The organism is Pseudomonas sp. AC193 (genome assembly GCF_979258075.1).
Genome location: NZ_OZ409832.1, coordinates 1,498,405 through 1,522,837, shown reverse-complemented (window position 1 = coordinate 1,522,837; position 24,433 = coordinate 1,498,405). Strand labels below are relative to the sequence as shown.

At 58.5% G+C, this 24,433-nt stretch carries 19 protein-coding genes and 1 pseudogene; 7 read left to right on the top strand and 13 right to left on the bottom strand.

Annotated features, from left to right (window positions below):
* The first annotated feature begins 22 nt into the window (after positions 1-22).
* Together ACZZ0D_RS07060 and ACZZ0D_RS07055 are read left to right on the top strand one after the other, a co-directional pair.
* On the top strand, positions 23-361 hold the full coding sequence (locus ACZZ0D_RS07060) for a type II toxin-antitoxin system Phd/YefM family antitoxin (RefSeq protein ID WP_256671872.1): 339 nt from the start codon (positions 23-25) through the stop codon (positions 359-361).
* Positions 358-735, top strand: a complete 378-nt coding sequence (locus ACZZ0D_RS07055) for a type II toxin-antitoxin system VapC family toxin (protein ID WP_053121660.1) — start codon at positions 358-360, stop codon at positions 733-735. The genes ACZZ0D_RS07060 and ACZZ0D_RS07055 overlap by 4 nt, the downstream gene beginning before the upstream one ends.
* 1,038 nt (positions 736-1,773) lie before the next feature.
* Here the strand turns inward: ACZZ0D_RS07055 and ACZZ0D_RS07050 are convergent.
* Genes ACZZ0D_RS07050 through ACZZ0D_RS07025 form a run of 6 tightly spaced genes read right to left on the bottom strand, consistent with a single transcriptional unit; the run spans position 1,774 to position 7,742 of the window.
* Positions 1,774-3,516: an ABC transporter substrate-binding protein gene (locus tag ACZZ0D_RS07050; protein WP_053121662.1), complete on the bottom strand. Its 1,743-nt coding sequence runs from the start codon at positions 3,514-3,516 to the stop codon at positions 1,774-1,776.
* 48 nt (positions 3,517-3,564) lie between these two features.
* On the bottom strand, positions 3,565-3,837 hold the full coding sequence (locus tag ACZZ0D_RS07045; RefSeq protein ID WP_053121664.1) for a DUF2160 domain-containing protein: 273 nt from the start codon (positions 3,835-3,837) through the stop codon (positions 3,565-3,567).
* A 10-nt stretch (positions 3,838-3,847) separates the two neighbouring features.
* Positions 3,848-4,642 (bottom strand): carbohydrate ABC transporter permease, encoded by a 795-nt coding sequence (locus ACZZ0D_RS07040; protein ID WP_371926003.1) that lies wholly within the window; start codon positions 4,640-4,642, stop codon positions 3,848-3,850.
* 30 nt (positions 4,643-4,672) lie between these two features.
* Complete coding sequence (locus ACZZ0D_RS07035; protein WP_463552767.1) at positions 4,673-5,539, bottom strand: carbohydrate ABC transporter permease; 867 nt, start codon at positions 5,537-5,539, stop codon at positions 4,673-4,675.
* Positions 5,536-6,648, bottom strand: coding sequence for an ABC transporter ATP-binding protein (locus ACZZ0D_RS07030; protein WP_463552766.1), 1,113 nt, complete (start codon positions 6,646-6,648; stop codon positions 5,536-5,538). Before ACZZ0D_RS07030 ends, ACZZ0D_RS07035 begins: the two co-directional genes overlap by 4 nt.
* Entirely contained in the window at positions 6,648-7,742 is a 1,095-nt protein-coding gene (locus ACZZ0D_RS07025; protein WP_463552765.1) for an ABC transporter ATP-binding protein, read from the bottom strand. The genes ACZZ0D_RS07030 and ACZZ0D_RS07025 overlap by 1 nt, the downstream gene beginning before the upstream one ends.
* Positions 7,743-8,124: 382 nt before the next feature.
* Between ACZZ0D_RS07025 and ACZZ0D_RS07020 the strand changes: the two genes are divergently transcribed.
* Positions 8,125-9,963 carry a sigma-54-dependent Fis family transcriptional regulator gene (locus ACZZ0D_RS07020; RefSeq protein ID WP_463552764.1) on the top strand — a complete coding sequence of 613 codons (1,839 nt, stop codon included), beginning with the start codon at positions 8,125-8,127 and terminating at the stop codon, positions 9,961-9,963.
* Between the two features lie 84 nt (positions 9,964-10,047).
* Here the strand turns inward: ACZZ0D_RS07020 and ACZZ0D_RS07015 are convergent, their stop codons facing one another.
* Positions 10,048-11,253, bottom strand: a complete 1,206-nt coding sequence (locus tag ACZZ0D_RS07015; protein WP_463552763.1) for an MFS transporter — start codon at positions 11,251-11,253, stop codon at positions 10,048-10,050.
* A 518-nt stretch (positions 11,254-11,771) separates the two neighbouring features.
* Between ACZZ0D_RS07015 and ACZZ0D_RS07010 the strand changes: the two genes are divergently transcribed.
* Both ACZZ0D_RS07010 and ACZZ0D_RS07005 read left to right on the top strand, forming a co-directional pair.
* The gene (locus tag ACZZ0D_RS07010; protein ID WP_463552762.1) at positions 11,772-12,755 is read left to right on the top strand and encodes a hypothetical protein; all 984 of its coding nucleotides are present in this window, start codon (positions 11,772-11,774) and stop codon (positions 12,753-12,755) included.
* A 4-nt stretch (positions 12,756-12,759) separates the two neighbouring features.
* A complete protein-coding gene (locus ACZZ0D_RS07005) occupies positions 12,760-14,469 on the top strand; it encodes an Ig-like domain-containing protein (protein ID WP_463552761.1) in 1,710 nt (569 codons plus the stop codon).
* Between the two features lie 94 nt (positions 14,470-14,563).
* Here the strand turns inward: ACZZ0D_RS07005 and cysS are convergent, their stop codons facing one another.
* Both cysS and ACZZ0D_RS06995 read right to left on the bottom strand, forming a co-directional pair.
* Entirely contained in the window at positions 14,564-15,946 is a 1,383-nt protein-coding gene (gene cysS / locus ACZZ0D_RS07000) for a cysteine--tRNA ligase (RefSeq protein ID WP_008082133.1), read from the bottom strand.
* 22 nt (positions 15,947-15,968) lie between these two features.
* Entirely contained in the window at positions 15,969-17,666 is a 1,698-nt protein-coding gene (locus ACZZ0D_RS06995; protein WP_463552760.1) for a glutamine--tRNA ligase/YqeY domain fusion protein, read from the bottom strand.
* A 249-nt stretch (positions 17,667-17,915) separates the two neighbouring features.
* On the opposite strand from ACZZ0D_RS06995, the gene ACZZ0D_RS06990 reads away from it, so the two are divergent.
* Together ACZZ0D_RS06990 and lpxH are read left to right on the top strand one after the other, a co-directional pair.
* Entirely contained in the window at positions 17,916-18,422 is a 507-nt protein-coding gene (locus ACZZ0D_RS06990) for a peptidylprolyl isomerase (RefSeq protein ID WP_053121679.1), read from the top strand.
* Entirely contained in the window at positions 18,419-19,165 is a 747-nt protein-coding gene (lpxH, locus tag ACZZ0D_RS06985) for a UDP-2,3-diacylglucosamine diphosphatase (protein WP_463552759.1), read from the top strand. The genes ACZZ0D_RS06990 and lpxH overlap by 4 nt, the downstream gene beginning before the upstream one ends.
* 168 nt (positions 19,166-19,333) lie before the next feature.
* Here lpxH and ACZZ0D_RS06980 read toward each other — a convergent pair whose 3' ends face one another.
* The 4 genes and pseudogenes from ACZZ0D_RS06980 to ACZZ0D_RS06965 form a co-directional block, all read right to left on the bottom strand.
* Positions 19,334-20,863, bottom strand: coding sequence for a DHA2 family efflux MFS transporter permease subunit (locus tag ACZZ0D_RS06980; RefSeq protein WP_053121684.1), 1,530 nt, complete (start codon positions 20,861-20,863; stop codon positions 19,334-19,336).
* A 259-nt stretch (positions 20,864-21,122) separates the two neighbouring features.
* The gene (locus tag ACZZ0D_RS06975; protein ID WP_212544715.1) at positions 21,123-22,325 is read right to left on the bottom strand and encodes an HlyD family secretion protein; all 1,203 of its coding nucleotides are present in this window, start codon (positions 22,323-22,325) and stop codon (positions 21,123-21,125) included.
* 15 nt (positions 22,326-22,340) lie between these two features.
* Positions 22,341-23,811 (bottom strand): annotated as a pseudogene (locus ACZZ0D_RS06970) (efflux transporter outer membrane subunit).
* Positions 23,801-24,283, bottom strand: a complete 483-nt coding sequence (locus ACZZ0D_RS06965) for a MarR family winged helix-turn-helix transcriptional regulator (protein WP_129392145.1) — start codon at positions 24,281-24,283, stop codon at positions 23,801-23,803. The pseudogene ACZZ0D_RS06970 and the gene ACZZ0D_RS06965 overlap by 11 nt, the downstream one beginning before the upstream one ends.
* Between the last annotated feature and the right edge of the window lie 150 nt (positions 24,284-24,433).

The window sequence follows — 24,433 nt, the reverse complement described above, 5'->3', positions numbered from 1 at the left end:
GAATATCGACGAGAGGCAAAAAATGAACAGGGATATCGTTTGCGAATGGGCTGAAGAAGTCTATGAATTGGCAGTGCTGAAATATTCTGGCTATATTTGTCCAGAATACAGGGGTGAGCCGATGATCATCGTTCCGCTGGCTGAAGCAAAAAACAATTTATCCAAACTCGTCGATGATGCCGCTGCTGGCAAAGTCATTACGATTGCCAAGCATGGCCGAGCGATGGCTCGCCTCGTTCCCGTAGGAAAGCCCAGCGCACAGCGAATTGGCGCAATGAAAGGCAAACTGGTATTGCCCGACGATTTCGACTCACCATTGCCCGATGACATGCTTGATGCATTTGAGGGCACTCAAGCATGAGGCTTCTGCTCGACACGCACATTTTGCTCTGGACGCTCAGTGATGACGCGAGACTGTCCGGCAAAGCCAGAAAACTGATTGAGAACGCTGCCGATGTCTACATCAGCGCCGCCACCTTTTGGGAAATGGCGATCAAGGTCGGGCTCGGCAAGCTGAATGTTGATCTGGAAGAAGTCCGCCAATCTTGCCTTGATAGCGGCTTCATCGAACTGCCGGTGACTGCAGAACACGCCATCGCCGTGAAGGATCTTGAGCACCATCACCGGGATCCGTTTGACCGCATTATCGTGGCCACCGCAATGACCGAACCGATGAAGTTGCTCACGGCTGATCCTTTGGTTGCTCGGTACACCGACCTGGCTGTTTTGGTTTGACCTGATACCCCAGAAGCCTCAGGGCAGATGGCCTGCAAGCGATAGCGGTGGGTCAGTTGTTTTCGATGTTGAATGGCAGACCGCATTCGCTTGCAGGCAAGCTCCCACAGTGACCTGCGGCGTGCGCGGAGTCTGTGGTCACCGCAGAAAAATGTGGGAGCCAGCCTGCTGGCGAAAGCGGTGGGTCAGTTGATTTCGATGTTGAATGGCAGACCGCATTCGCTTGCAGGCAAGCTCCCACAGTGACCTGCGGCGTGCGCGGAGTCTGTGGTCATCGCAGAAAATGTGGGAGCCAGCCTGCTGGCGAAAGCGGTGGGTCAGTTGATTTCGTCGTTGAATGGCAGGCCGCAATCGCTTGCAGGCAAGCTCCCACAGTGATTTGCGGCGTGCGCGGAGTCTGTGGTCATCGCAGAAAAATGTGGGAGCCAGCCTGCTGGCGAAAGCGGTGGGTCAGTCAATTTTGATGTTGGATGGTAGACCGGATTCGCGAGCAAGCCCGCTCCCACAGTGGTTTGTGGCGTACCCAGATTTTGTGAACACTGCAAAAAACTGTGGGAGCGGGCTTGCTCGCGAAAGCGGTGGGTCAGTTGATTTCGATGTTGAATGTGAGGCCGCTTTCGCGAGCAAGCTCTGCTCCTACAAAAGCAAGATCAACAGATCGCAGCCTTCGGCAGCTCCTACATGGAATCGCGGCGAACTCGCACCCAATTAGGCCGAGTGTCAGCTCGCCTGCTTTTGATCTTGATCTTAGAGCCCGTCGGGAGGCTGAGTGGAGGGATTCATACGGGGAAAGCATCGAGAGGAGGTGCAGCGAAGCAAACCGTAGGCGATGCCCCCGGATGAACCCGGAGCGAAGGAACCCGAGCCTTAGCGAGGGCCGGACGTCAGGGCAAAGCGTTTTGGTTACTTTTGGGCGTCTGCAAAAGTGACCCGCCGTAAGGGCGGAACCCTAATCAGCCCCCCCCCCGCAGCAACGGATATGTACACAATCATCCAAAAAAAACGGCACCTCGCAGTGCCGTTTTCCAGCTTCAATGTTTACTTCCGCGCATCCGCCCAGGATTTCAGCAGCTCGTTATAACTCACCGTCTCCCCCTTAGGCTTCTCATTCGCCAACTTAGGCTTCGGCGCCCCCGGCTGATCAAACCAATATTGCGCATCCCGCTCCGGATTCATCTTCGGCGCACACACCGCCTGCGCCTTCGAACGCTCCAGACGCGTCATGATCGCATCCTGATCCTTGGCCAACCCATCCAGCGCCTGCTGCGGCGTCTTCTCACCACTCGCCGCCTCAGCAATATGACTCCACCACAACTGCGCCAGACGCGGATAGTCCGGCACGTTAGTCCCGGTCGGCGTCCACTGCACCCGCGCCGGGCTGCGATAAAACTCAACCAGACCACCGAGCTTCGGCGCCAGATCAGTCATCGCCTGCGAGTTGATGTCCGACTCACGAATCGGCGTCAGCCCGACAATGGTTTTCTTCAGCGACACGGTTTTCGACGTCACAAACTGCGCATACAACCACGCCGCCAGTTTCTGCTTCTCAGGCGTCGACTTCATGAACGTCCACGAACCCACGTCCTGATACCCGAGCTTCATGCCCTCCTCCCAATACGGCCCGCGTGGCGACGGCGCCATCCGCCACTTCGGCGTGCCGTCGGCGTTGACCACCGGCAGGCCCGGTTTGGTCATATCGGCGGTAAACGCGGTGTACCAGAAAATCTGCTGGGCGATATTGCCCTGCGACGGCACCGGCCCCGACTCGGAGAAGGTCATGCCCGCCGCTTCCGGTGGCGCATAAGCCTTCAGCCAATCGACATATTTCTGCGTGGCGAACACAGCGGCCGGGCCGTTGGTGTCGCCGCCACGGGTCACGCTGGAACCGACCGGATGGCAGTCCTCGACGCGAATTCCCCACTCGTCCACCGGCAAACCGTTGGGCAAACCCTTGTCGCCGCCACCGGCCATGGAGAACCAGGCATCGGTGAAGCGCCAGCCCAGCGACGGGTCTTTCTTGCCGTAATCCATGTGCCCGTAAACGCGCTTGCCGTCGATTTCCTTGACGTCTTCGCTGAAGAATTTGGCGATGTCTTCATAGGCCGACCAGTTCACAGGCACGCCCAATTCGTAGCCGTACTTTTCCTTGAACTTGGCTTTCAGATCGGCGCGCTCGAACCAGTCAGCGCGGAACCAGTAAAGGTTGGCGAATTGCTGGTCAGGCAGTTGATAGATCTTGCCGTCCGGCGCGGTGGTGAACGAGATGCCGATGAAGTCCTTGATGTCGAGGGTCGGCGAGGTGAAGTTCTTGCCTTCGTTGGCCATCAGGTCGGTGATCGATTCGGTCTTGCCGTAGCGAAAGTGCGTACCGATCAGGTCCGAGTCGTTGACCCAGCCGTCATAGATATTTTTGTCGGACTGCATCACCGTCTGCATTTTCTCGACCACGTCGCCTTCTTGCAGCAGGTCGTGGGTGAGCTTGATCCCGGTGATTTCGGTGAAGGCCTTGGCGAGCACTTTCGACTCGTATTCGTGGGTGGTCAGGGTCTCGGAAACGACCTTGATTTCCATGCCGCGAAACGGCTCGGCAGCCTTGATGAACCACTTCAATTCTTCGAGCTGCTGTTCAGCCGTCAGGGTCGACGGTTTGAATTCACTGCCGATCCATTTTTTCGCCGCGTCTTCGTAGGCATCGGCCCACGCGGCGGCGCTCAAACCGCTGAGTGCCAGCATGGCTGCCAATGAAATGCTATGTCGCAGCTTATTGTTTTTGTCGAACATAGAGACCTCCTGTTTAGGATTTCGGAGCACGGTTGCCGATTGACTCGACTAGCCCCAACGCATCACAGCCAACAGCCACACCAGGGACAACGCGGACGCCACCCAGATGCTCCAGTCGGTGGCGCCGATCACCAGCAAATGCAGGTAGGCGCTGCCGAGAAGACCGATAAACAAACGATCGCCACGGGTGGTGGCAATCGGTAGAAAACCTCGCCGCAAGATGCTCGGCGAACGCAATTCCCACGTGGTCATGCCGACCAGCAGGAGACCGATGACGATGAAAAATGCTGCGGTGGGTGTGGTCCAACTCATCCATTCCATCATCAGTTCCTCAGACCCGACCGAGGGCAAAGCCCTTGGCCACGTGGTTGCGAACAAACCAGATCACCAGCATGCCCGGCAGAATGGTCAACACCCCCGCCGCCGCCAGCACGCCCCAATCGATACCCGATGCTGAAACCGTACGCGTCATCACCGCCGCAATCGGCTTGGCGTTTACCGAGGTCAACGTGCGCGCCAGCAGCAACTCGACCCAGGAAAACATGAAGCAGAAAAACGCCGTGACACCGATACCGGAGCCGATCAGCGGGATGAAAATCTTCACGAAAAACTTGGGGAAACTGTAGCCGTCGATGTAGGCGGTTTCATCGATTTCCTTGGGCACGCCGGACATGAAACCTTCGAGAATCCACACCGCCAGCGGCACGTTGAACAGGCAGTGCGCCAAGGCCACGGCGATGTGCGTGTCGAACAGTCCAATCGACGAATACAACTGGAAGAACGGCAGCAAAAACACCGCCGGTGGCGCCATGCGGTTGGTCAGCAGCCAGAAGAACAGATGCTTGTCGCCAAGAAAACGGTAGCGCGAAAACGCATACGCCGCTGGCAGCGCCACGCTCAGCGAGATCACCGTGTTCAGGCTCACGTAATACAGCGAGTTGAGATAACCGTTGTACCAACTCGGATCGGTGAAGATCACTTTGTAGTTCGCCAGCGTAAAGTCCTGTGGGAAAAGGGTCAGACCGCCGAGGATTTCGGTGTTGCTCTTGAAGGACATGTTCAGCAGCCAGTAGATCGGCACCAGCAGGAACAGGATGTACACCAGCAACGGAATAACTTTTTTCATAGGGGTAAGCCGTTTGCTCATGGCCGGGCCTCAGCGGTTGGCGTCGGAGTGCGTCATGGCGGTGTAGAACAGCCAGGACACCAACAGGATGATCAGGAAGTACACCAGCGAAAACGCCGCTGCCGGACCGAGGTCGAATTGCCCTACGGCCATCTGGGTCAACGTCTGACTCAAGAAGGTCGTGGCATTACCCGGCCCGCCGCCGGTGAGCACGAACGGCTCGGTGTAAATCATGAAACTGTCCATGAAGCGCAGCATCACCGCGATCAGCAACACGCTTTTCAGCTTGGGCAATTGGATGTGCCTGAACACCGCCCAGGCCGAAGCGCGGTCGATGCGTGCGGCTTGGTAATACACGTCGGCAATCGCGCGCAATCCGGAGAAGCACAGCAACGCCACCAATGAAGTCCAGTGCCAGACATCCATCACCAGCACCGTCACCCAGGCGTCCATGGTGTTGGCCGCGTAGTTGTAGCTGATGCCCATCGCGTTGAGGCTTGAACCCAGTAGACCAATGTCGGCGCGGCCGAAAATCTGCCAGATGGTGCCGACCACGTTCCACGGAATCAGCAGCGGAATCGCCAGAATGATCAGCACCACCGACGACCAGCGACCTTTGGTCGGCATGGTCAACGCGACGGCAATGCCCAGCGGAATTTCAATCAACAACACGCACGCCGAGTAGATGAACTGACGCAGCAACGAGTCGTGCAGACGCGGATCGAGCAGCACTTGCTTGTACCAGTCAGCGCCGACGAAGTAGCGGCTGGACTGGTCGAAGATGTCCTGCACCGAATAGTTGACCACGGTCATCATCGGGATCACCGCACTGAACGCCACCAGCAGGAACACCGGCAACACCAGCCACCAGGCCTTGTTGTTCTGCACCTTGTTCATGGCTGCACCTCGCTGCTGTCGGCTTCTAGCAGAAACTCATCGGCATAAACCATCAGCCACTGCGCCGGAAAACTGATGTACGCGGTGCCCTGCGGCACCGGTTTGTCTTCGGCCAGACGCACTTTCAACGGCGCGCCGTCGAGGTCGAGGGTCATGATCTTGTAGGTGCCGAGGTCTTCGACGTGTACGACGCTTGCCTGCATCGCGTCATCAAACGGCTCGTCCCACACGTGAATGAATTCAGGACGGATACCGACCTTCAGATTTTTCCACTGGCCGTGCTCGATATGTCGCTGCATGGCGTCGGACAAGGGCAAATGTGTCGAGGCGAAACCGACGCCGCCGGGTTGCGGCTGCACTTCGATCAGGTTCATCCCCGGGCTGCCGATGAAATAGCCGACAAAGGTGTGGCTCGGCCGTTCGAACAATTCCCGTGGCGTACCGAACTGCACAATCTGGCCGCCGTACATCACCGCGATCTTGTCGGCGAAGGTCGAAGCCTCCAGTTGATCGTGGGTGACGTAGACCATGGTGATGTTGAACTGCTCGTGGATCTGCTTGAGCTTGCGCCGCAGTTTCCACTTCAGGTGCGGGTCGATCACCGTCAGCGGCTCGTCGAAAAGGATCGCGGAAACGTCATCGCGCACCAGACCACGGCCCATCGAGACTTTCTGTTTTTCGTCGGCGGTGAGGTTGCGTGCCTTCTTGCTCAGTAGGTTTTGCAGGTCGAGCACTTCGGCAATTTCCTGCACCTTGCTGTGCACTTTCGCCTCGGCCATGCCCTGATTGCGTAGGGGGAAGGCGAGGTTATCGAACACGGTCATGGTGTCGTAGACCACCGGAAACTGGAAAACCTGAGCGATGTTGCGCTTCTCCGGCGTCAGGTCGTTGACCGCTTTGCCGTCAAACAGCACATGGCCCTGCGAGGGGCTGAGCAATCCGGAAATGATGTTGAGCAAAGTCGACTTGCCGCAACCCGATGGGCCAAGCAAGGCGTAAGCGCCGCCCTGCTCCCAGACGTGATCCATCTCGCGGATCGCATAATCCTCCGCGCCACTCGGGGTTTTGCTGTAGCTGTGGGCGAGGTGCTGCAAACGGATTTCGGCCATCAGGCAACCCTCGCGACACGCCGGCCCGGTGCTTGCACCAGACGGCCTTGCGCATCGAAAACGAACAGTTTGTGGGTCGGGATGTAAATGCGGATCGGCGCATCGACGTCGTATTCGTGAACGCCGGGCAGGTGCAGCACCAGCAGAAAATGCTCGTTGCGCACGTGCAGGAAGGTTTCCGAACCGCTGATCTCGGCGACTTCGACGGTGACCGCCAGTTCGAGGTCGTCATCGTTGCTCGGCACCAGCGAGATGTGGCTGGGGCGCACGCCAAAACGGAACTCGCCCTCGCCCACCGGGCGCAGATCGACGTTTAACGGGAAGTGCACAAAATTGGCGAAGCTGACTTCGTTGCCGGCGATGCGCCCCGGCATCAGGTTGATCGGTGGCTCGGAGAACAATTCGGCAGCGAGCACGGTTTGTGGCTGGTGATACACCGAAGTCGACGGGCCGCTCTGGATCACCCGGCCTTCGTGAAGAATGGTCGTGGTGCCACCGAGGGCCAGCGCTTCGTTGGGTTCGGTGGTGGCGTAAATCGCGATGGTGTGGCGCGCCTTGAACAGCTCGCGCATTTCCTGGCGCAGTTCTTCGCGCAACTTGTAGTCGAGGTTGACCAGCGGCTCATCGAACAGGATCAGTTCGGCGTCCTTGACCAATGCGCGAGCCATGGCCGTGCGCTGCTGTTGACCGCCGGACAGCTCCAGCGGATAGCGCTGCAGAAACTTCTCGATGCGCAGCATGCGCGCGGTTTCCTGCACTTTGCTGTGGATGATCTCTTTCGACACACCGGCCTGACGCAGCGGCGAGGCGATGTTCTCGAACACGGTCATGGTCGGGTAGTTGATGAACTGCTGATAGACCATCGACACGTTGCGCAAACGCACCGGACGCTGGGTGACATCGACGCCGTTCATCAGGATGCGGCCCGTGTCGGGCTTGTCGAGACCGGCCATTAAACGCATGAGGCTGGTTTTGCCGGACAGGGTGCGGCCGAGCAAAACGTTGAACGAACCGGCTTCGAATTTCAGGCACGCATCGTCGATCCAGGTCTGGCCCTCGACGGTGCGGCTGACGTGCTCCAGGGTGAGTGACATGGCTCGGCCTTTTTATTATTGGAGTCAAGCGACCTGTGCACAGGAGCGAGTTTCGTGCCAGAAATGGCAAGTGATTGATTAGTCGCGAAAATCGTTGAAAACGCAGGGATTGGGCGTTCATTGCTGAACACATTTGAACAGTCGGGCGATTGACAATGAACAATAGTGAACAACACTCTATGAACGCTTTTTACCCAATTCTGTGAACGCCGAAGATCCATTGTAGGAGTGAGCCTGCTCGCGATAGCGGTGAGTCAGTCGATGCAATTTTGTCTGATAGACCGCTATCGCGAGCAGGCTCACTCCTACAGGGGATCTGTGCAGGTTTCGAAGATCGGGCCCATAACAACAATAAAAATCGCTGCATCAGAGGCTGACTGCCATGGCCGCAATTGCCCCGCCGCTGTCCCACGACGCGATCGTCCAGACTTCCTGGCAACGTTGCCGCGCGTTCGGTCTCGACCACCAAAGCACGCCCGCCTTCGACCAGCTCCCCGCCGCCGGCATCACGCATCTGCTCGATAGCCATCATTCACTGGTACAAACCACGCACCAGGAAGTCCTGCCCTATTACGAGAATATCCTCAGCAACTCCAATTGCCTGATCATGCTCGCCGACAATCAGGGCCAGGTGCTGACATCGTGGGGCACGCAGCGCTTTATCGAGCCGAATCTGGCCAGGGGGTTTCAGGCCGGTGCGAGCTGGATGGAGCGATGCAGCGGCACCAACGCGATCGGCACGGCACTGGCGTGCGAACAAGCGGTACACATCGAACACGATGAACACTTCCTCAAGGCCAACCGCTTTATGACCGGTTCCGCCGCGCCGATTTTCGACGCCGAGCGCAAGGTGATCGCCGTGCTCGATGTGTCCAGCGACAGTTATCTACCGCCCTCGCACACCTTGGGCATGGTCAAGATGATGAGCCAGACCGTGGAAAACCGGCTGATCCTCAACCTGTTCCATGGCCAGCATTTTCAACTGACCTTCAATACCGGACTGAACAACCTCGACAGCCAGTGGGCCGGGTTGTTGATTTTTGATGAGAGCGGGCAAGTGCTGTCGGCCAATCGTCGGGCGGATAACCTGCTCGGTGTGCGCTTGTCGCGGGTCAGTGTTGAGAGTTTGTTTAATGTGTCGCTGCTGGAATTGCTCAATCAGCCGGATGATCTGCCGTTTGCCTTGCAGACTTCTGGGCGCAACCGTTTTCAGTGTCTATTGAAACGGCCGAAGCAGGCGTTGGTTCAGCCACGGGTGTTTATCGCGGAGGCCAAAGCGGCCGCACCATCGGGCATTAGCCTCAACTCCCTGCACTTCGGCGATAGCCGCGTGGAAAAAGCCGTGCGTCAGGCGGAACGGCTGTTGGAGAAAGACATTCCACTGCTGATCCACGGCGAAACCGGCGTCGGTAAGGAAGTCTTCGTCAAAGCCCTGCATCAAGCCAGCTCGCGCAGCAAACAGACCTTCATCGCCGTCAACTGCGCAGCGATCCCTGCCGAACTGGTTGAATCCGAACTATTTGGCTACGAGAAAGGCGCGTTCACTGGAGCCAATCAGAAAGGCAGCATCGGCCTGATTCGCAAGGCTGACAAAGGCACGCTGTTTCTTGATGAGATCGGTGACATGCCGCTGCCGACGCAGGCGCGATTGTTGCGGGTGTTGCAGGAACGTTGTGTGCAACCGGTGGGGAGTAGCGAGTTGTTTGCCGTGGATTTACGGATTATCTCGGCGACTAATCGCTCCTTGCGCGAACAAGTGCAATTAGGGCGGTTCAGGGAGGATTTGTATTACCGCATTGGTGGGCTGACGCTGGAACTGCCCCCGCTGCGGGAGCGCAGTGATAAAGAGGCGTTATTTAAACGCTTGTGGGAGCAGCATCGCGAGCCGACGCAATGGGCGGGATTGAGCCAGGAAGTGCTGGATTTGTTTGATCGGCATCCGTGGCCGGGCAATTTGCGTCAAGTCAGCAGCGTGATGCAGGTGGCGCTGGCCATGGCCGAGGAGCAGCCAGTAAGGCCGGAGCATTTGCCGGATGATTTTTTTGTCGATCTGGAGATGGAGCCGATGGAAACCTGCGCCCCGTTAGGGATTGATCTGAACGATGTCGAGGCGTTGAACCGGGAGCTGAAGGCTTCCGGGGGCAATATCTCGCATTTGGCGCGGCGGTTGGGGGTGAGCCGCAATACGCTTTATAAGCGGTTGCGGCAGTTGGGGGGTTAGCAGCGCAGATCAAAAGATCGCAGCCTTCGGCAGCTCCTACAGGGATCGTATGTAGGAGCTGCCGAAGGCTGCGATCTTTTGACTTTAAATGGCTGGCTCAACCTGCACAGCCGAAGCCGCCGCCAATGTGCGCAACCCCACCAGCACAACAACCACCATCATCAAACCCGCACCAATAGCCACCGCAAATCCCGCTCGCGCGCCAAAGGCATCAATCACCATCCCCGCCAGCATGCCACCGAGTGCAACACCCACGCTGATACCGGTGGTCATCCACGTCAGCCCCTCGGTGATCCGCGACGGCGGGATAATGATCGTGCCCATTTTCATCACCACCACCATCGTCGGCGCAAACGAGATGCCGGCGATAAACAGCGCTGCGGTCAGCACATAAACGTCCGTCGCAAAAACCGGCAGCACACCGGTAAACGCCGTGACCAATATCCCGATCAGGAACTGTTTTTCAATCGCCAGGGAAACCCTCATCGCCCCGAACGTCAGGCCTGCCACCAGCGAACCAAAGGCATAAGCCGCGAGAATGAATGTCGCCGACGCTGGCCAGCCTTGCGCATTGGCGAACGCAACGACGGCGACATCGATTGCCCCGCCGATAACGCCCATCGCCAGCAGCGCCAAAACAATGGTGCGGACGCCGGGGATCAGCAAGGTTGAGCCGGCATGACTGCTGTGGCCCACGACAACCTTGGGTTCGGTCTGGCGTTGCAGCACAAACGCCGTGACCCCGATGGCCAGCAATCCGACCGCGACCAGCGGCCCCGCTTCGGCGAAAAAGCTCACGCTCAGTCCGATTGCCAGTGGTGGGCCGACGATGTAGGCCATTTCAGTCAGAACCGTGTCCAGCGAAAACGCCGTGTGTAACTGCGGCTTGCCCCGGAATAGCTGCGTCCATCGGGCGCGGATCATCGACGGCATGCTCGGCATCGTCCCCGCCAGTGCCGCCAGAATAAACAGCCATGCGGCGGGCGCGCGAATGTACACGGCAATGATCAGCGCCAGCAGCATCACGATGCTGAAAACCGTCACGACCGGCAGCACGCGGCTCTGGCCGCGCTGGTCAACGAGTTTCGAGATGTACGGGCCGAGCAGTGCATTGGCCAGGGTGAACGTGCCGGCGACTGCGCCGGCCAACCAGTACACACCGGTTTGCTGAACCAGCATGGTGATGATGCCAATGCCGATCATCGCCTGCGGCAACCGCGCGATGGAGCTCGCGAGCACTAACCCGGTGGCGCCGGGGGTCGTGAACAGTTCGCGGTAGTGATTGGCCATGATTTCTCCGTTGCAGAATCGTCATCGACGCAGCATCCGGCTGCGTCAGACATCAAGACCTACGCGCAGAGCAAAAGCAACCTCGGCTAAAAGCACAGATCAAAAGATCGCAGCCTTCGGCAGCTCCTACAGGAATCGCATTTCATGTAGGAGCTGTCGAAGGCTGCGATCTTGATCGTTCCCACGCTCCGCGTGGGCATGCAGCCGGGGACGCTCTGCGTCCCTGCAAAACCGAACGCGGAGCGTCCGAAGAGGCATTCCCACGCAGAGCGTGGGAACGATCAAAACCAGTCGATTACGGATTCGGTACAGCACGTTCACGTCGGCGTATCTCGTGAGCATCCCCCACTCAGTCCCCTCTCCCTCCGGGAGAGGGTTAGGGTGAGGGGCTTTTCAATCTCCTAAGACCGACCATTCGTCGCCACTGTCAGATCTGACAGTAGCCGCCCCAGCCTCTTTTCCCGCCTGATACCCCCACAGCCAATACCGGCCACGTCGTTCGCTGATCGGACCATCCCATGACCACTCAACCCGATCAAACCGCGCAGGATGAAACCCCACTCGCCAATCGCCCGCCGACGATCGTGGCCAGAACCGAGATGACTCACCCTGAACACTACGACGGCGGCATCTCCATTGTTGCACTCGCCCACGGTCTGCGAGTGGCCATCAATCCGTGGCTCAACATTGCCTACGACGATCTGGTCGAAATGTTCTGGGGCAACAACACGCATCCGGTCTGGAAAAAAGTCATCGACAGCGCCGAAGAATTGACCGAAGGCGTGCGCTTCAATATCCCCAGCGGCTTCATCATCGATGGTGAGGCCACGCCGGTGTTCTACCGCGTGACCAAACTTCATCAGACGCCGGAGGACTCTACACCGCTATCGATTTACCTGGTCAAACTCACCCGCCCCGGCGGCGTGGATGATGATGGCGAAGGCAATGGCAATCCGGGGCTCAAGTATTCGTTTACGCCCGACATCTCCGGCGGGGTCACCAGCAACATCGCCAATCGCGGCGTGCAGATGCACATCGTGCCTTACCAAAATATCACCCGCTTTGATCGCATCGTCGCCCGCTGGGGTGATCAGGAAGTGGTGCATTATCCGGTGACGCAGGAGCAAATCACTGACCCGAACAACCATCCGATCGTGATGAATTTCACCAAAGCGGTTATCGAGAAAGCAGGCAACGGCGAACGACTGCCGGTTTCCTATCAAGTGATTGACCGCTGCGGCAACTACCCGGACGAGCAGGATCCGTGGGCCAAAATTACGCAAGTGTTTGTCGATCTGGACGATCACCGCCTCGATGCGCCGGTTGCGCTCGTCGCCGGTCAACCGGTTGAGCTGATCGAACTCGATGCCTTGGGCGAGGCCGATGTCACCGTTCGTGTTAATGCTCTTTCCCCGGATTTCGCAGCAAACGACTTAATCCGTATGACCTGGACTGGCACGCCGGCAGAAGGCGATCCCGTTATCGTCGGTTCCGCTGGATAAAACCGTGGGCGCGTTGCCCGGCGATTATGATTTCACTATCCCTAACGTCATGGTCAAAGCGATCGCCAAGGGTTGGGCAACCGTGGGTTATCTGCGTATTCGTGCGGGCGTGGCTGATCTGCCGTCCAAAACTGCCAGCCTTAACGTCAAGGGTGAGATTCCTCAGCTGTTGGCGCCGAGTGTGAAGGAAGCCAACGGTACGCAGCTTGATCCGATGAAAGTGCAGCAAAAGCTGGTTGTGATGTTGCCGCAGGGGACGTTGCTGCCGACAGATAAAGTCAGTGTGAGTTGGCTCGCGGCTGACGGTTCACCGGCGGCGGCTTCACACACCACCCTGACCCGGCCTGTAAGCGAAAGTGGGATCGAGATCGAGATCCCGGTGTCAGTGATCGCCTATAACCTGGGCAAACCGGTGACAGTGATTTACAGCGTGGCGCGAGGTACGGCAGCGCCCAAGGACTCGCTGCCGTTGTTGCTGAACGTGTTACCGATTGCGGCGAGTGAGTTCAAGCGCCCGACGATTCTGGTGGCAGATAACAATGGTGAAGGCCCGGTTCTGGATGTCACGGACCTCACGGATGGTGCAGCAGTGCGTATTGGCGTGTGGCCGCATATCGCGGTGGGTCAATACGTTTGGCTGACTCTGAAAGGCAAGAATGCCAATGGCGAACAGCATGACTTGTCACTGTGGCTGCAACCTTCGGACGTTAGCGTCAACGCACGGTGGATCGCCGATGGGTTCGTTGATAAACCGGTGCCTTACAACTATTTGAAAAGCCTTGGGCACAACACTGAACTGAGCATCGTGTTCAAGGCATCGTTGAGCAAGAGTCAGGAGGAAAGTACGGCTCAAGCGTTTGCAGTACGCACTTACACGATCAAGTCGACGCCGACCATTACATGGCTGAGAGGCTCGCCGAGTGGTCAGGCGATTGCGCCGGGCGGTTATACCAAAGAAACCAGCGTGACGTTGAGCGGCACTGCGAGCAAAGGTCAGCAGGTAGATATACGAGATGGAGACGACTCAAAAGGTCAGGCCGTTGCTGACGCGGTAACCGGAATTTGGCAACTGCTGATTCACGTACTGGCCGTGGCGCGGCACAGCTTGACCGCCAGAGCGATGGACGCTGGTGGAGCGACATCCAAGGCATGGGTATTTACTGTTATTGATGAGCTGAGCATTGATCGGCAACAGATGAACCTGAACGGGCTCTCCGTGAAAATGCCGGACTGGCCGAGGACGGGTGAGGATTCGATTGGTAATACCCAAGTCCGCCAACCGACGGGTGGGTTAGCGCCGTATTTTTATGTCTCTAGTAATCCGACCATCGCGTCTGTAACGGCAGATGGGAAAGTGACGGGTAATAAAAACGGCGTTGCTACCATTGCTGTTTCTGACTCTGCTGGAGCGTCTATTACTTATACCGTCGCGGTGACTAATGTGTATCGCTTGAGGTTAAATGAAACCCCTATGACTGCACGGCAGGCTGTTGAGTGGAGAGAGAGTCTGGCCAACGCGATCCCCTGCACTGATCCAGCATTGTTTGATTTAGACCTTGTACATGGGAAACCTCTACCAATTTCCTCCAATCTCTGGCAGTGCACTTTAAGTGGCTGCCCCGATTTATATTTCCCGGTATTTTACAAGTCAGGGGGCGTAGGTTGCCGTATTGGATTATATGAATATGCAGCATGGTGTATTCAACCAACATAATCTTGGTATGGCCAAACGCCAAGTCAGGCGCTATTTAGCTCCTAAAAAAACAAAACCCGCACAAGGCGGGTTTTGTTTTGCAGCAATCAGGCAATCAGTCAGCCAGACGCCAGGTAGTCCCACCCTTACCGTCTTCCAACACAACACCCATCGCCGTCAGTTGATCACGAATCCGATCCGACTCAGCCCAATCCTTCCCGGCCCGAGCCGCCAGACGCGCGGCAATCAGCGCATCAACTTCAGCCGCATCGACACGCCCTTCGGCGCCCGCCTGCAGGAAGTCATCGGCTTCCAACTGCAACACACCCAACACGCTCGCCAGCTCTTTCAATCGTGCCGCCAGACCCGCCGCCGCATCGAGATCGCTCTCACGCAGGCGGTTGATCTCCCGCACCATCTCAAACAGCACCGCGCACGCTTCCGGGGTACCGAAGTCGTCGTTCATCACGGTAGTGAAGCGTTCAACAAACGCTTCGCCGCCCGCCGGTGCAACAGTCGGCAGGCCTTTCAAGGCGTGGTAGAAACGCTCGAGTGCGCCTTTGGCGTCCTTGAGGTTGTCTTCCGAGTAGTTGATCGCGCTGCGGTAGTGGCTCGACACCAGCAGGTAACGCACGACTTCCGGGTGGTATTTTTCCAGCACGTCGCGAATGGTGAAGAAGTTGTTCAAGGACTTGGACATCTTCTCGCCATTGATGCGAATCATGCCGCAATGCATCCACGCATTGGCGTAGGTCTTGCCGGTGGCCGCTTCGCTCTGGGCGATTTCGTTTTCGTGGTGCGGGAACTCGAGGTCGCTGCCGCCGCCATGAATGTCGAAGGTCTCGCCGAGGCAGCAGGTGGACATCACCGAGCACTCGATGTGCCAGCCCGGACGCCCGGCGCCCCACGGCGATTCCCAGCTTGGCTCGCCCGGTTTGGTGGCTTTCCACAGCACGAAGTCGAGCGGATCCTGCTTGGCTTCGTCGACTTCGATGCGCGCGCCGATGCGCAGGTCTTCGATTTTCTTGCGCGACAGTTTGCCGTAGCCCATGAACTTGGCGACGCGGTAGTACACGTCGCCATTGCCCGGGGCGTAGGCGTAACCCTTGTCGATCAGGGTCTGGATCATGCTCAGCATGCCCGGAATATGATCGGTGGCACGCGGTTCCATGTCCGGCTTGAGGATGTTGAGGCGCGCTTCGTCCTCGTGCATCGCGGTGATCATGCGCTCGGTCAGCGCGTCGTACGGCTCGCCGTTTTCGCGGGCACGATTGATGATCTTGTCTTCAATGTCGGTGATATTGCGCACGTACGTCAGGTTGTAACCGCTGAAGCGCAACCAGCGGGTCACAAGGTCGAACGCGACCATGCTGCGGCCGTGGCCGATGTGGCAGTAGTCATACACGGTCATCCCGCAGACGTACATGCGCACATTGTTGCCATCCAGCGGTTTGAAGACTTCTTTGCTCTTGGTGAGCGTGTTGTAAATCGTCAGCACTTTTAATTTCCTTGACGCTGAATCACTGGCCCCACGAATCACGCAGGGTCACGGTACGGTTGAATACCGGCTGACCTGGTTTCGAGTCCTTCAAATCGGCGACGAAGTAGCCTTCGCGCTCGAACTGGAAACGGTCTTCCGGCTGCGCATTGCCAAGCGATGGCTCCGCACGACAACCGGTGAGTACCTGCAGCGAATCAGGGTTGATGTTGTCGAGGAAACTTGCGCTGTCTTCAGCCTTCTCAGGGTTCGCCGAACGGAACAGACGATCGTACAGACGCACTTCGCACTCGACGCTGGCCGCAGCCGGTACCCAGTGGATCACGCCCTTGACCTTGCGGCCTTCAGGGTTTTTACCGAGGGTTTCCGGGTCGTACGAGCAACGCAGTTCGACGATGTTGCCGTCGGCGTCCTTGATCGCTTCGTCGGCACGGATCACATAGCTGCCACGCAGACGTACTTCGCCGGCGGGTTCGAGGCGCTTGTAGCCCTTTGGCGGCTCCTCCATGAAGTCGTCACGGTCGATGTAGATTTCCCGGGCGAACGGCAGAGCGCGCACGCCCATGTCTTCTTTCGGGTGGCGCGGCAGCTCGAGGTTTTCGACCTGGCCTTCCGGGTAGTTGGTGATCACGACTTTCAGCGGACGCAGCACGCACATGGCACGCGGCGCAGTGTGGTCGAGGTCATCACGGATGCTGAATTCGAGCATGCCGAAGTCAACCACGCCGTCGGAACGGTTGGTGCCGACCATTTCGCAGAAGTTGCGGATCGATTTCGGCGTGTAGCCACGGCGGCGGAAACCCGACAGCGTGGACATGCGCGGGTCGTCCCAGCCATGCACGTGCTTTTCATCGACCAGTTGCTTGAGCTTGCGCTTGCTGGTGATGGTGTAGTTGAGGTTCAGACGGCTGAACTCGTACTGACGCGGGTGCGCCGGCACTGGCAGCGCGTCGAGGAACCACTCGTACAGCGGACGATGGCTTTCGAATTCCAGGGTGCAGATCGAATGAGTGATGCCTTCGATGGCGTCCGACTGACCGTGGGTGAAGTCGTAGTTCGGGTAGATGCACCACTTGTCGCCCGTCTGGTGGTGATGAGCGTGGCGGATGCGGTACATGATCGGGTCGCGCAGGTTCATGTTCGGCGAGGCCATGTCGATCTTCGCACGCAGCACGCGGGCGCCGTCCGGGAACTCACCGGCGCGCATGCGGGCGAACCAGTCGAGGTTCTCTTCCACCGAACGGTCGCGGAACGGGCTGTTTTTGCCCGGCTCGGTCAGGCTGCCACGGTATTCCTTGGCTTGTTCAGGCGTGAGGTCGTCGACGTAGGCCTTGCCAGCCTTGATCAGCTCAACGGCCCAATCGTGCAACTGGTCGAAATACTGCGAGGCGTAGCGCACTTCGCCGAACCATTCGAAGCCCAGCCATTTGACGTCGGCTTCGATCGCGTCGATGTATTCCTGGTCTTCCTTGGCCGGGTTGGTGTCGTCGAAACGCAGGTGCGTGACGCCGCCGAACTCCTGGGCCAGGCCAAAGTTCACGCAGATCGACTTGGCGTGGCCGATGTGCAGGTAGCCGTTGGGCTCAGGCGGGAAACGCGTGACGATCTGGGTGTGCTTGCCCGAGTCCAGGTCTGCCTGGATGATCGGCCGCAGGAAATTGACCGGCACGGCGGGGCCGGACTTGGCATTCGAGGTAGGGTCGACAGTGGGCTTGCTCATAGGATCCTTGACTTACAGGTGCGCGGCCGCAGTGGGGGCCAGACAAAACAAAGCCGCTATCATAGCCGATGCCGTCAAGGGGCTGACAGAGCAGGCCCTATAAAGGCATGCATTTAATCGCCAGGATTTGAAAAACTGCCTCGAAATTCGCGCCTGTCACGCTAAACTGCGCACCTTGGCCCACGCTGGCTGAACCGGTTTGGGGGCTCGATGTCCCAAAACCACGAATTCCTCTAAAGAGAAGCGATCATGACTCAAGTCAAACTGACCACCAACCATGGCGACATCGTCATCGAACTGAACGCTGACAAGGCGCCGATCACCGTCGCCAACTTCATCGAGTACGTGAAAGCCGGTCACTACGAAAACACTGTTTTCCACCGTGTCATCGGTAACTTCATGATCCAGGGCGGCGGTTTCGAGCCAGGCATGAAAGAAAAGAAAGACAAGCGTCCAAGCATCCAGAACGAAGCTGACAACGGTCTTTCCAACGACAAGTACACCGTTGCCATGGCCCGCACCATGGAGCCGCATTCGGCTTCCGCGCAGTTCTTCATCAACGTTGCCGACAACTCTTTCCTCAACCACAGCGGCAAGAACACTCAGGGCTGGGGTTACGCGGTATTCGGTAAAGTGACCGCCGGCACCGACGTTGTCGACAAGATCAAAGGCGTGTCGACCACCATGAAGTCCGGCCACCAGGACGTACCAGCAGACGACGTGATCATCGAGAAAGCCGAGATCATCGAAGCGTGATATTGCTGATTTCAGACTTGCATCTGGAAGAGGAGCGCCCGGACATCACCCGGGCGTTTCTGGATTTGCTCGCCGGACGCGCCCGCTCGGCGAGTGCGTTGTACATTCTTGGCGACTTCTTTGAAGCGTGGATTGGCGACGACGCCATGACGCCCTTCCAGCGTTCCATCTGCCAGGCCCTGCGCCAATTGAGCGACAGCGGCACGGCGATTTTTCTGATGCACGGCAATCGCGACTTCATGCTCGGCAAGGCGTTCTGCAAAGAAGCCGGCTGCACCCTGCTGAAAGACCCGAGTGTCGTACAGTTTTACGGCGAGCCGGTGCTGCTGATGCACGGCGACAGCCTCTGCACCCGCGACGTCGGCTATATGAAGCTGCGCCGCTATCTGCGTAATCCGATCACGCTGTTTATCCTGCGCAATCTACCGCTGAGCAGCCGCCATAAACTGGCGCGCAAACTGCGCAGCGAGAGCAAGGCGCAGACGCGGATGAAGGCCAATGACATTGTTGATGTCACGCCGGAAGAGATTCCGCGGATCATGCAGGAGTTTGGCGTGAAAACCCTGATCCACGGCCACACCCATCGCCCGGCGATTCACAAGTTGCAGATTGGTGATGAAGCGGCAAAGCGGATTGTGCTGGGGGATTGGGATCGTCAGGGTTGGGCGTTGCAGGTGGATGAGAGCGGCTACGCGCTGGCGCCGTTCGACTTCGCCCCACCGCTGGCATTGCCGCACGGCTGAAGATCGCCACCCCCTCACCCCAACCCTCTCCCGAGGGAGAGGGAGCCGATTTGTGGGCTTTTCAAAACCTGAGTTCGACTCGGTATTGCAAGTCGGTGTAGTTCAAACATCCATCTCGGTCAGTCCCCTCTCCCTCCGGGAGAGGGTTAGGGTGAGGGGCTTTTAACCTCAGTGCCCCGAAGCGGCAGGCCCTGCCTTCGCGGCAAACGGCGGCTTCGCCAGCCACACAATCAAAATCAACCCCATAAACCCCCACCCCAGCAGCGTGAAGTAATCCACGGTCGACAGCATGTACGCTTGACTGGTCAGCACATGATCCAGCTGCGCATACGCCGGGTTGCTCGCCCCGCCCAACTGGTTCAGCGCCTCCCGCGTCGCCGGTTCATACGTGCTGATGCTCTCGCTCATATACGCATGATGCTGGTCAGCCCGACGAATCCAGATCCAGGTAGTCAGCGAAGCCGCGAAGCTGCCGCCCAACGTCCGCAGGAATGTGGCAAGACCGGCGCCGTCGGCGATCTGGTTCGGCGGCAAGTCCGACATCAGAATGCTCAGGGTCGGCATGAAGAACAGCGCCACGCCAATGCCCATGAACAGTTGCACCAGCGCGATATGCTGGAAATCGACTTCGTTGGTGAACTCGGCGCGCATAAAGCAGCTCAAGCCAATCGCCAGGAACGCGATGCCGGCGAGTAAACGCAGGTCGAACTTGTGCGCGTACTTGCCGACAAACGGCGACAGCAGCACCGGCAGAATCCCGATCGGCGCCACGGCCAGACCGGCCCAGGTCGCGGTGTAGCCCATTTGCGTCTGCAACCACTGCGGCAGGATCAGGTTGATACCGAAGAAGCCGGCGTAACCCAACACCAGCACCAGCGTGCCGATGCGGAAGTTGCGGTAAGCGAACAGCCGCAGATTCACCACCGGGTGGCGGTCGGTCATTTCCCAGATCACGAACACCGCCAGCGCCACCACGGAAATCGCCGCGCCGATGATGATGAAATTCGACTCAAACCAGTCGAGGTCGTTGCCCTTGTCGAGGATCACCTGCAACGCGCCGACGCCGATGATCAGCGTGATCAGACCGACGTAGTCCATCGGCTGACGGCTGGTTTCCACCGGACGTTTGGCCAGTTGCGAACGCACCACCATCACCGCAAAAATCCCGATCGGCACGTTGATGAAGAAGATCCACGGCCAGCTGTAGCTGTCTGTAATCCAGCCACCGAGGATGGGGCCTGCAATCGGCGCGACCACCGTGACCATCGCCAATAACGCGAGGGCCATGCCTCGCTTCGCGGGGGGATAGACCGCGATCAACAGGGTTTGCGTCATCGGATAGAGCGGCCCGGCGACCAGGCCTTGCAGGACGCGGAAGCCGATCAGTTCCGGCATCGACGTCGAGATACCGCAGAGAAACGAGGCCAGCACGAACAGAATCGTCGCCCACAAAAACAGTTTCACCTCACCGAAACGCCGACTGAGCCAACCGGTCAACGGCAGCGCAATCGCGTTACTCACGGCGAACGAAGTGATCACCCAGGTGCCCTGCTCCGAACTCACCCCGAGGTTGCCGGAAATCGTCGGCAACGCCACGTTGGCGATGGTGGTGTCGAGCACTTGCATGAACGTCGCCAGCGACAGACCGATGGTGCTGAGCAACAGGCTGGGCGGCGTGAAAGAAGCGTTATTGCTCATTGTGAATCCTTTGGAACCGGGTTGACGCTGCGTCAGTTACAGACGCGGCTGCCCATGCGGAAAACAATCTATGGGATAAGGAAAACTACTGTGGCGAGGGGATTTATCCCCGTTGGACTGCGCAGCAGTCCCGTCTTTTCCTGATCCAAAGAGGGGTCGCTGCGCGACCCAACGGGGATAAATCCCCTCGCCACAAGGAATTCCTTTTCCCAGATCAATCCCTGTACCTCAGATAAATCCCCTGACCACAGGTGCGATCTCAGCGTTGCGCGGTTTTGCTCGCCGCGGCGCTGTTGTCGTGGATCAGTTGCGCGATCATCGCGTCGGCGTCGGCCAGTTGCTGATCGTAGATATTGGTGGTGAACGAGGCCTTTTGCGGTGGCTGCTGCGCCAGCATCGGGCCGCTCTGGTCGTGCAGGTTCACTTCAACGTTGGTCGACAGACCGACGCGCAGCGGGTGCTTGGCCAGTTCTTCGGCATTGATGTGGATGCGCACCGGCACACGCTGAACGATCTTGATCCAGTTACCGGTGGCGTTCTGCGCAGGCAGTAGCGCAAACGCACTACCAGTACCGGCGCCGAGGCTGTCGACGGTGCCGCTGTATTTCACATCGCTGCCGTACACATCGGATTCGATGTCCACCGGCTGACCGATACGCATGTCGCGCAGTTGGGTTTCCTTGAAGTTGGCGTCGATCCACAGTTGATCCAGCGGAATCACCGCCATCAGCGCGGTACCCGGTTGCACACGCTGACCGAGTTGCACAGTGCGTTTGGCCACGTAACCAGTGACCGGCGCGATCAAGGTGCTGCGCGCATTGGTCAGGTAAGCCTGACGCAATTCAGCGGCGGCCTGCATCACGTCCGGGTGCGAAGAGACCACGGTGTCATCGACCAGCGCGCTGGTGGTTTTCAGTTGCTGTTTGGCATTGGCCAAGGCGTTTTGCGCCGAGGTCAGATCGTCGCGAGCGTGGGACAGTTCTTCCTGAGAAATCGCGCCGCCAGCGGCAAGGTTCTTCCGGCGATTGAAGTTGTCCTGGGCTTTCTGCACTTCGGCCTGTTGCGCGTTGACCTGGGCTTTCATGCCATCCACGTTGCTGTACAGACCGCGCACCTGACGCACGGTGCGCGCCAGTTTCGCTTGCGCACTTTGCAGGCCGACTTCCGCGTCGTTCGGGTCGAAGTTGATCAGCACCTGACCTTCGTGCACCAGATCGCCGTCGTCAGCACCGATGCTGACCACGGTGCCAGTCACCAACGGCGTGATTTCCACAACGTTGCCATTCACGTAGGCATCGTCGGTGCTTTCATTAAAGCGCCCGATGAACTCGTGATACGCCCACACGCCAGCGCAGGCGAGCAGGACGACAACAGCCAGCACCACCAGCATCACTTTGCGTTTGCGCGGGTTGCCGTTGTCCGGGGTGTTGTCTTGAGCTTGAGTGTTTTCGGCAGTGGCCATGACAATTACCTTGAATTAGTTGTGCGGCGTGGCTGGGGTGGCGTTGGCTGCGGTCAGGGTCTGCCCCTGGAAGCCGCCGCCCAGCGCTTGCATCAGTTGAATCGACAGGTCGATCTGCTCGGCATTGAGGTTGGCCAGTTGACGTTGGGCCTGCAGCAATTGCTGCTCGATGCTGAGCACGTCCAGGTAGTTGCCGATGCCGGAACCGTAACGCTGGACGACGGTGTTGTAAGAATCCTGAGCAATCTCGGTGGCGTGTTGCTGCGCGCCGATTTGCCGGCCGATATCACGCAACTGATTGATCGTGTCGCTGACATCGCCCAGTGCTTGCACCAGATTTTTGTTGTACTGCGCCACTGCCAGATCGTAATCGGCGTCGCGCGCGTCGAGGTTGGCGCGCAGGCGTCCGCCGTCGAAGATCGGCACCGAAATGGTCGGGGCAATGTTGAAGAAGCGACTGGCCGAGCCAAACATCGCGTCACCCAACAAAGATTCGGCACCGGCCGAGGCCGACAGGTTCAAGTTGGGATAGAAGCGGGTTTTCGCCGAGTCGATGTCTTTGCTCGCCGCTTCTACACGCCAGCGTGCGGCGATCAGATCCGGACGACGACCCAGCAGCTCGGCGGGCAATACCGACGGCACTGCGACAGCGCTGGCTTGCAGGACTTTCGGCCGGGCAATTTCATTGCCGCGATCCGGGCCTTTGCCGAGCAGTACGGCCAGCGCAATTTTGGCGCTGTTCAGGCGCTTTTCCGCGTCGATCAGGTTGGCCTCAGACGTAGCTTCCAGACTTTGCGTTTGTTGGTATTGATACTGGCTGTCGATCCCCGCACTCAAGCGACGCTGGCTCAGGTTGAGCATCTGCTTGGTGCGTTTGAGGTCGTCGTTGGACAGGTCATAAACGATGTGCGCCTGACCGAGATCGCTGTAAGCGCGAGCGACGTCGGCAGCGAGGGTCAGCTGTGCCGCCTGACGATCGACTTCGGCGGCGCGGGCCTGACCGAGTGCCGCTTCCCAGGCATCGCGCTGGCCGCCCCACAGATCGAAGTTGTAATTGAAACCGGCGCTGACGTTACGCACGGTGGCGTAGGCATCGCCCTGCCCCAGCGGATCCTGATCCTTGGCCAGGCGTGAACGGCTGATGCCGGCGCTGGCGTCGAGGGTCGGATAGCGTTCGGCATCGGCGGCATAGGCGGCGGCGCTGGCCTGGTGGGCGCGTGCTGCGGCGATCTGCATGTCCGGGCTGTCGTGCAGGGCTTCGCGGATCAAGCCGTCGAGTTGCGGATCGCCGAGGCTGGCTCGACCAATCGCTTTTCGGCCATGCGGCTGGCGACAGGGTCACGCCGTTGAGGGACTGGCCGACTTTCAGGTTTTTCGCATCAAGGTTCTGGCCTTGAGTGTCGAGGCCGCTGTAGTTGGCGCAACCGGCGAGGATCATCGCCGACAGCACCAGCGTCAGGCTGCTGCGCAAGGTTTTACCGCTCATTGTGTTCACCTAACCGCTGGAGAGTGATCGGGTCACCGGCTGCCAGCAGGATTTTCTTGAGGATGTATTCCAGGGTCTTCAACTCGTCCGGAGTGACGGCGCCCGCCAGTTCATTCATCGCGTCGGCGCCGATGTGCGGCAGGCGATCGGCCAGTAACTGGCCTTGCTCGGTCAGGGTCAGTTGCACCTGACGGCGGTCGCCTTCGCTGCGTTGGCGAGCCAGAAAACCTTTCTGCTCCAGACGATCGAGCATGCGCGTCATCGAACCGCTGTCGAGCGACAGATGCCGGCAAAGTTCGGCCGGGGTATCGACGCCGTACTGGGCCATGATGATCAACACCTTGAACTGCGCGGCGGTGATGCCGTGGGGTTCCATGTGGGTGTCGATGATCCGGTCTTTGAGCAGCGCAGCACGGCCAAGCAACAGGCCGAGATGGCAGTGTTTGAATTCGTCCGGGGTGAAATGCTTCATTTGCTCACCTAATAACTGCCTAGGCAGTGAATGTATGTCGAGATGTTACTGCCTAGGCAGCGAATGTCAACGCAATAGTTAGGTTGCTTAGCAATTAGTTGACCAGTGGGCTTGGTTTTTGTGTTGCCCGCACGGACGCCATCGCGAGCA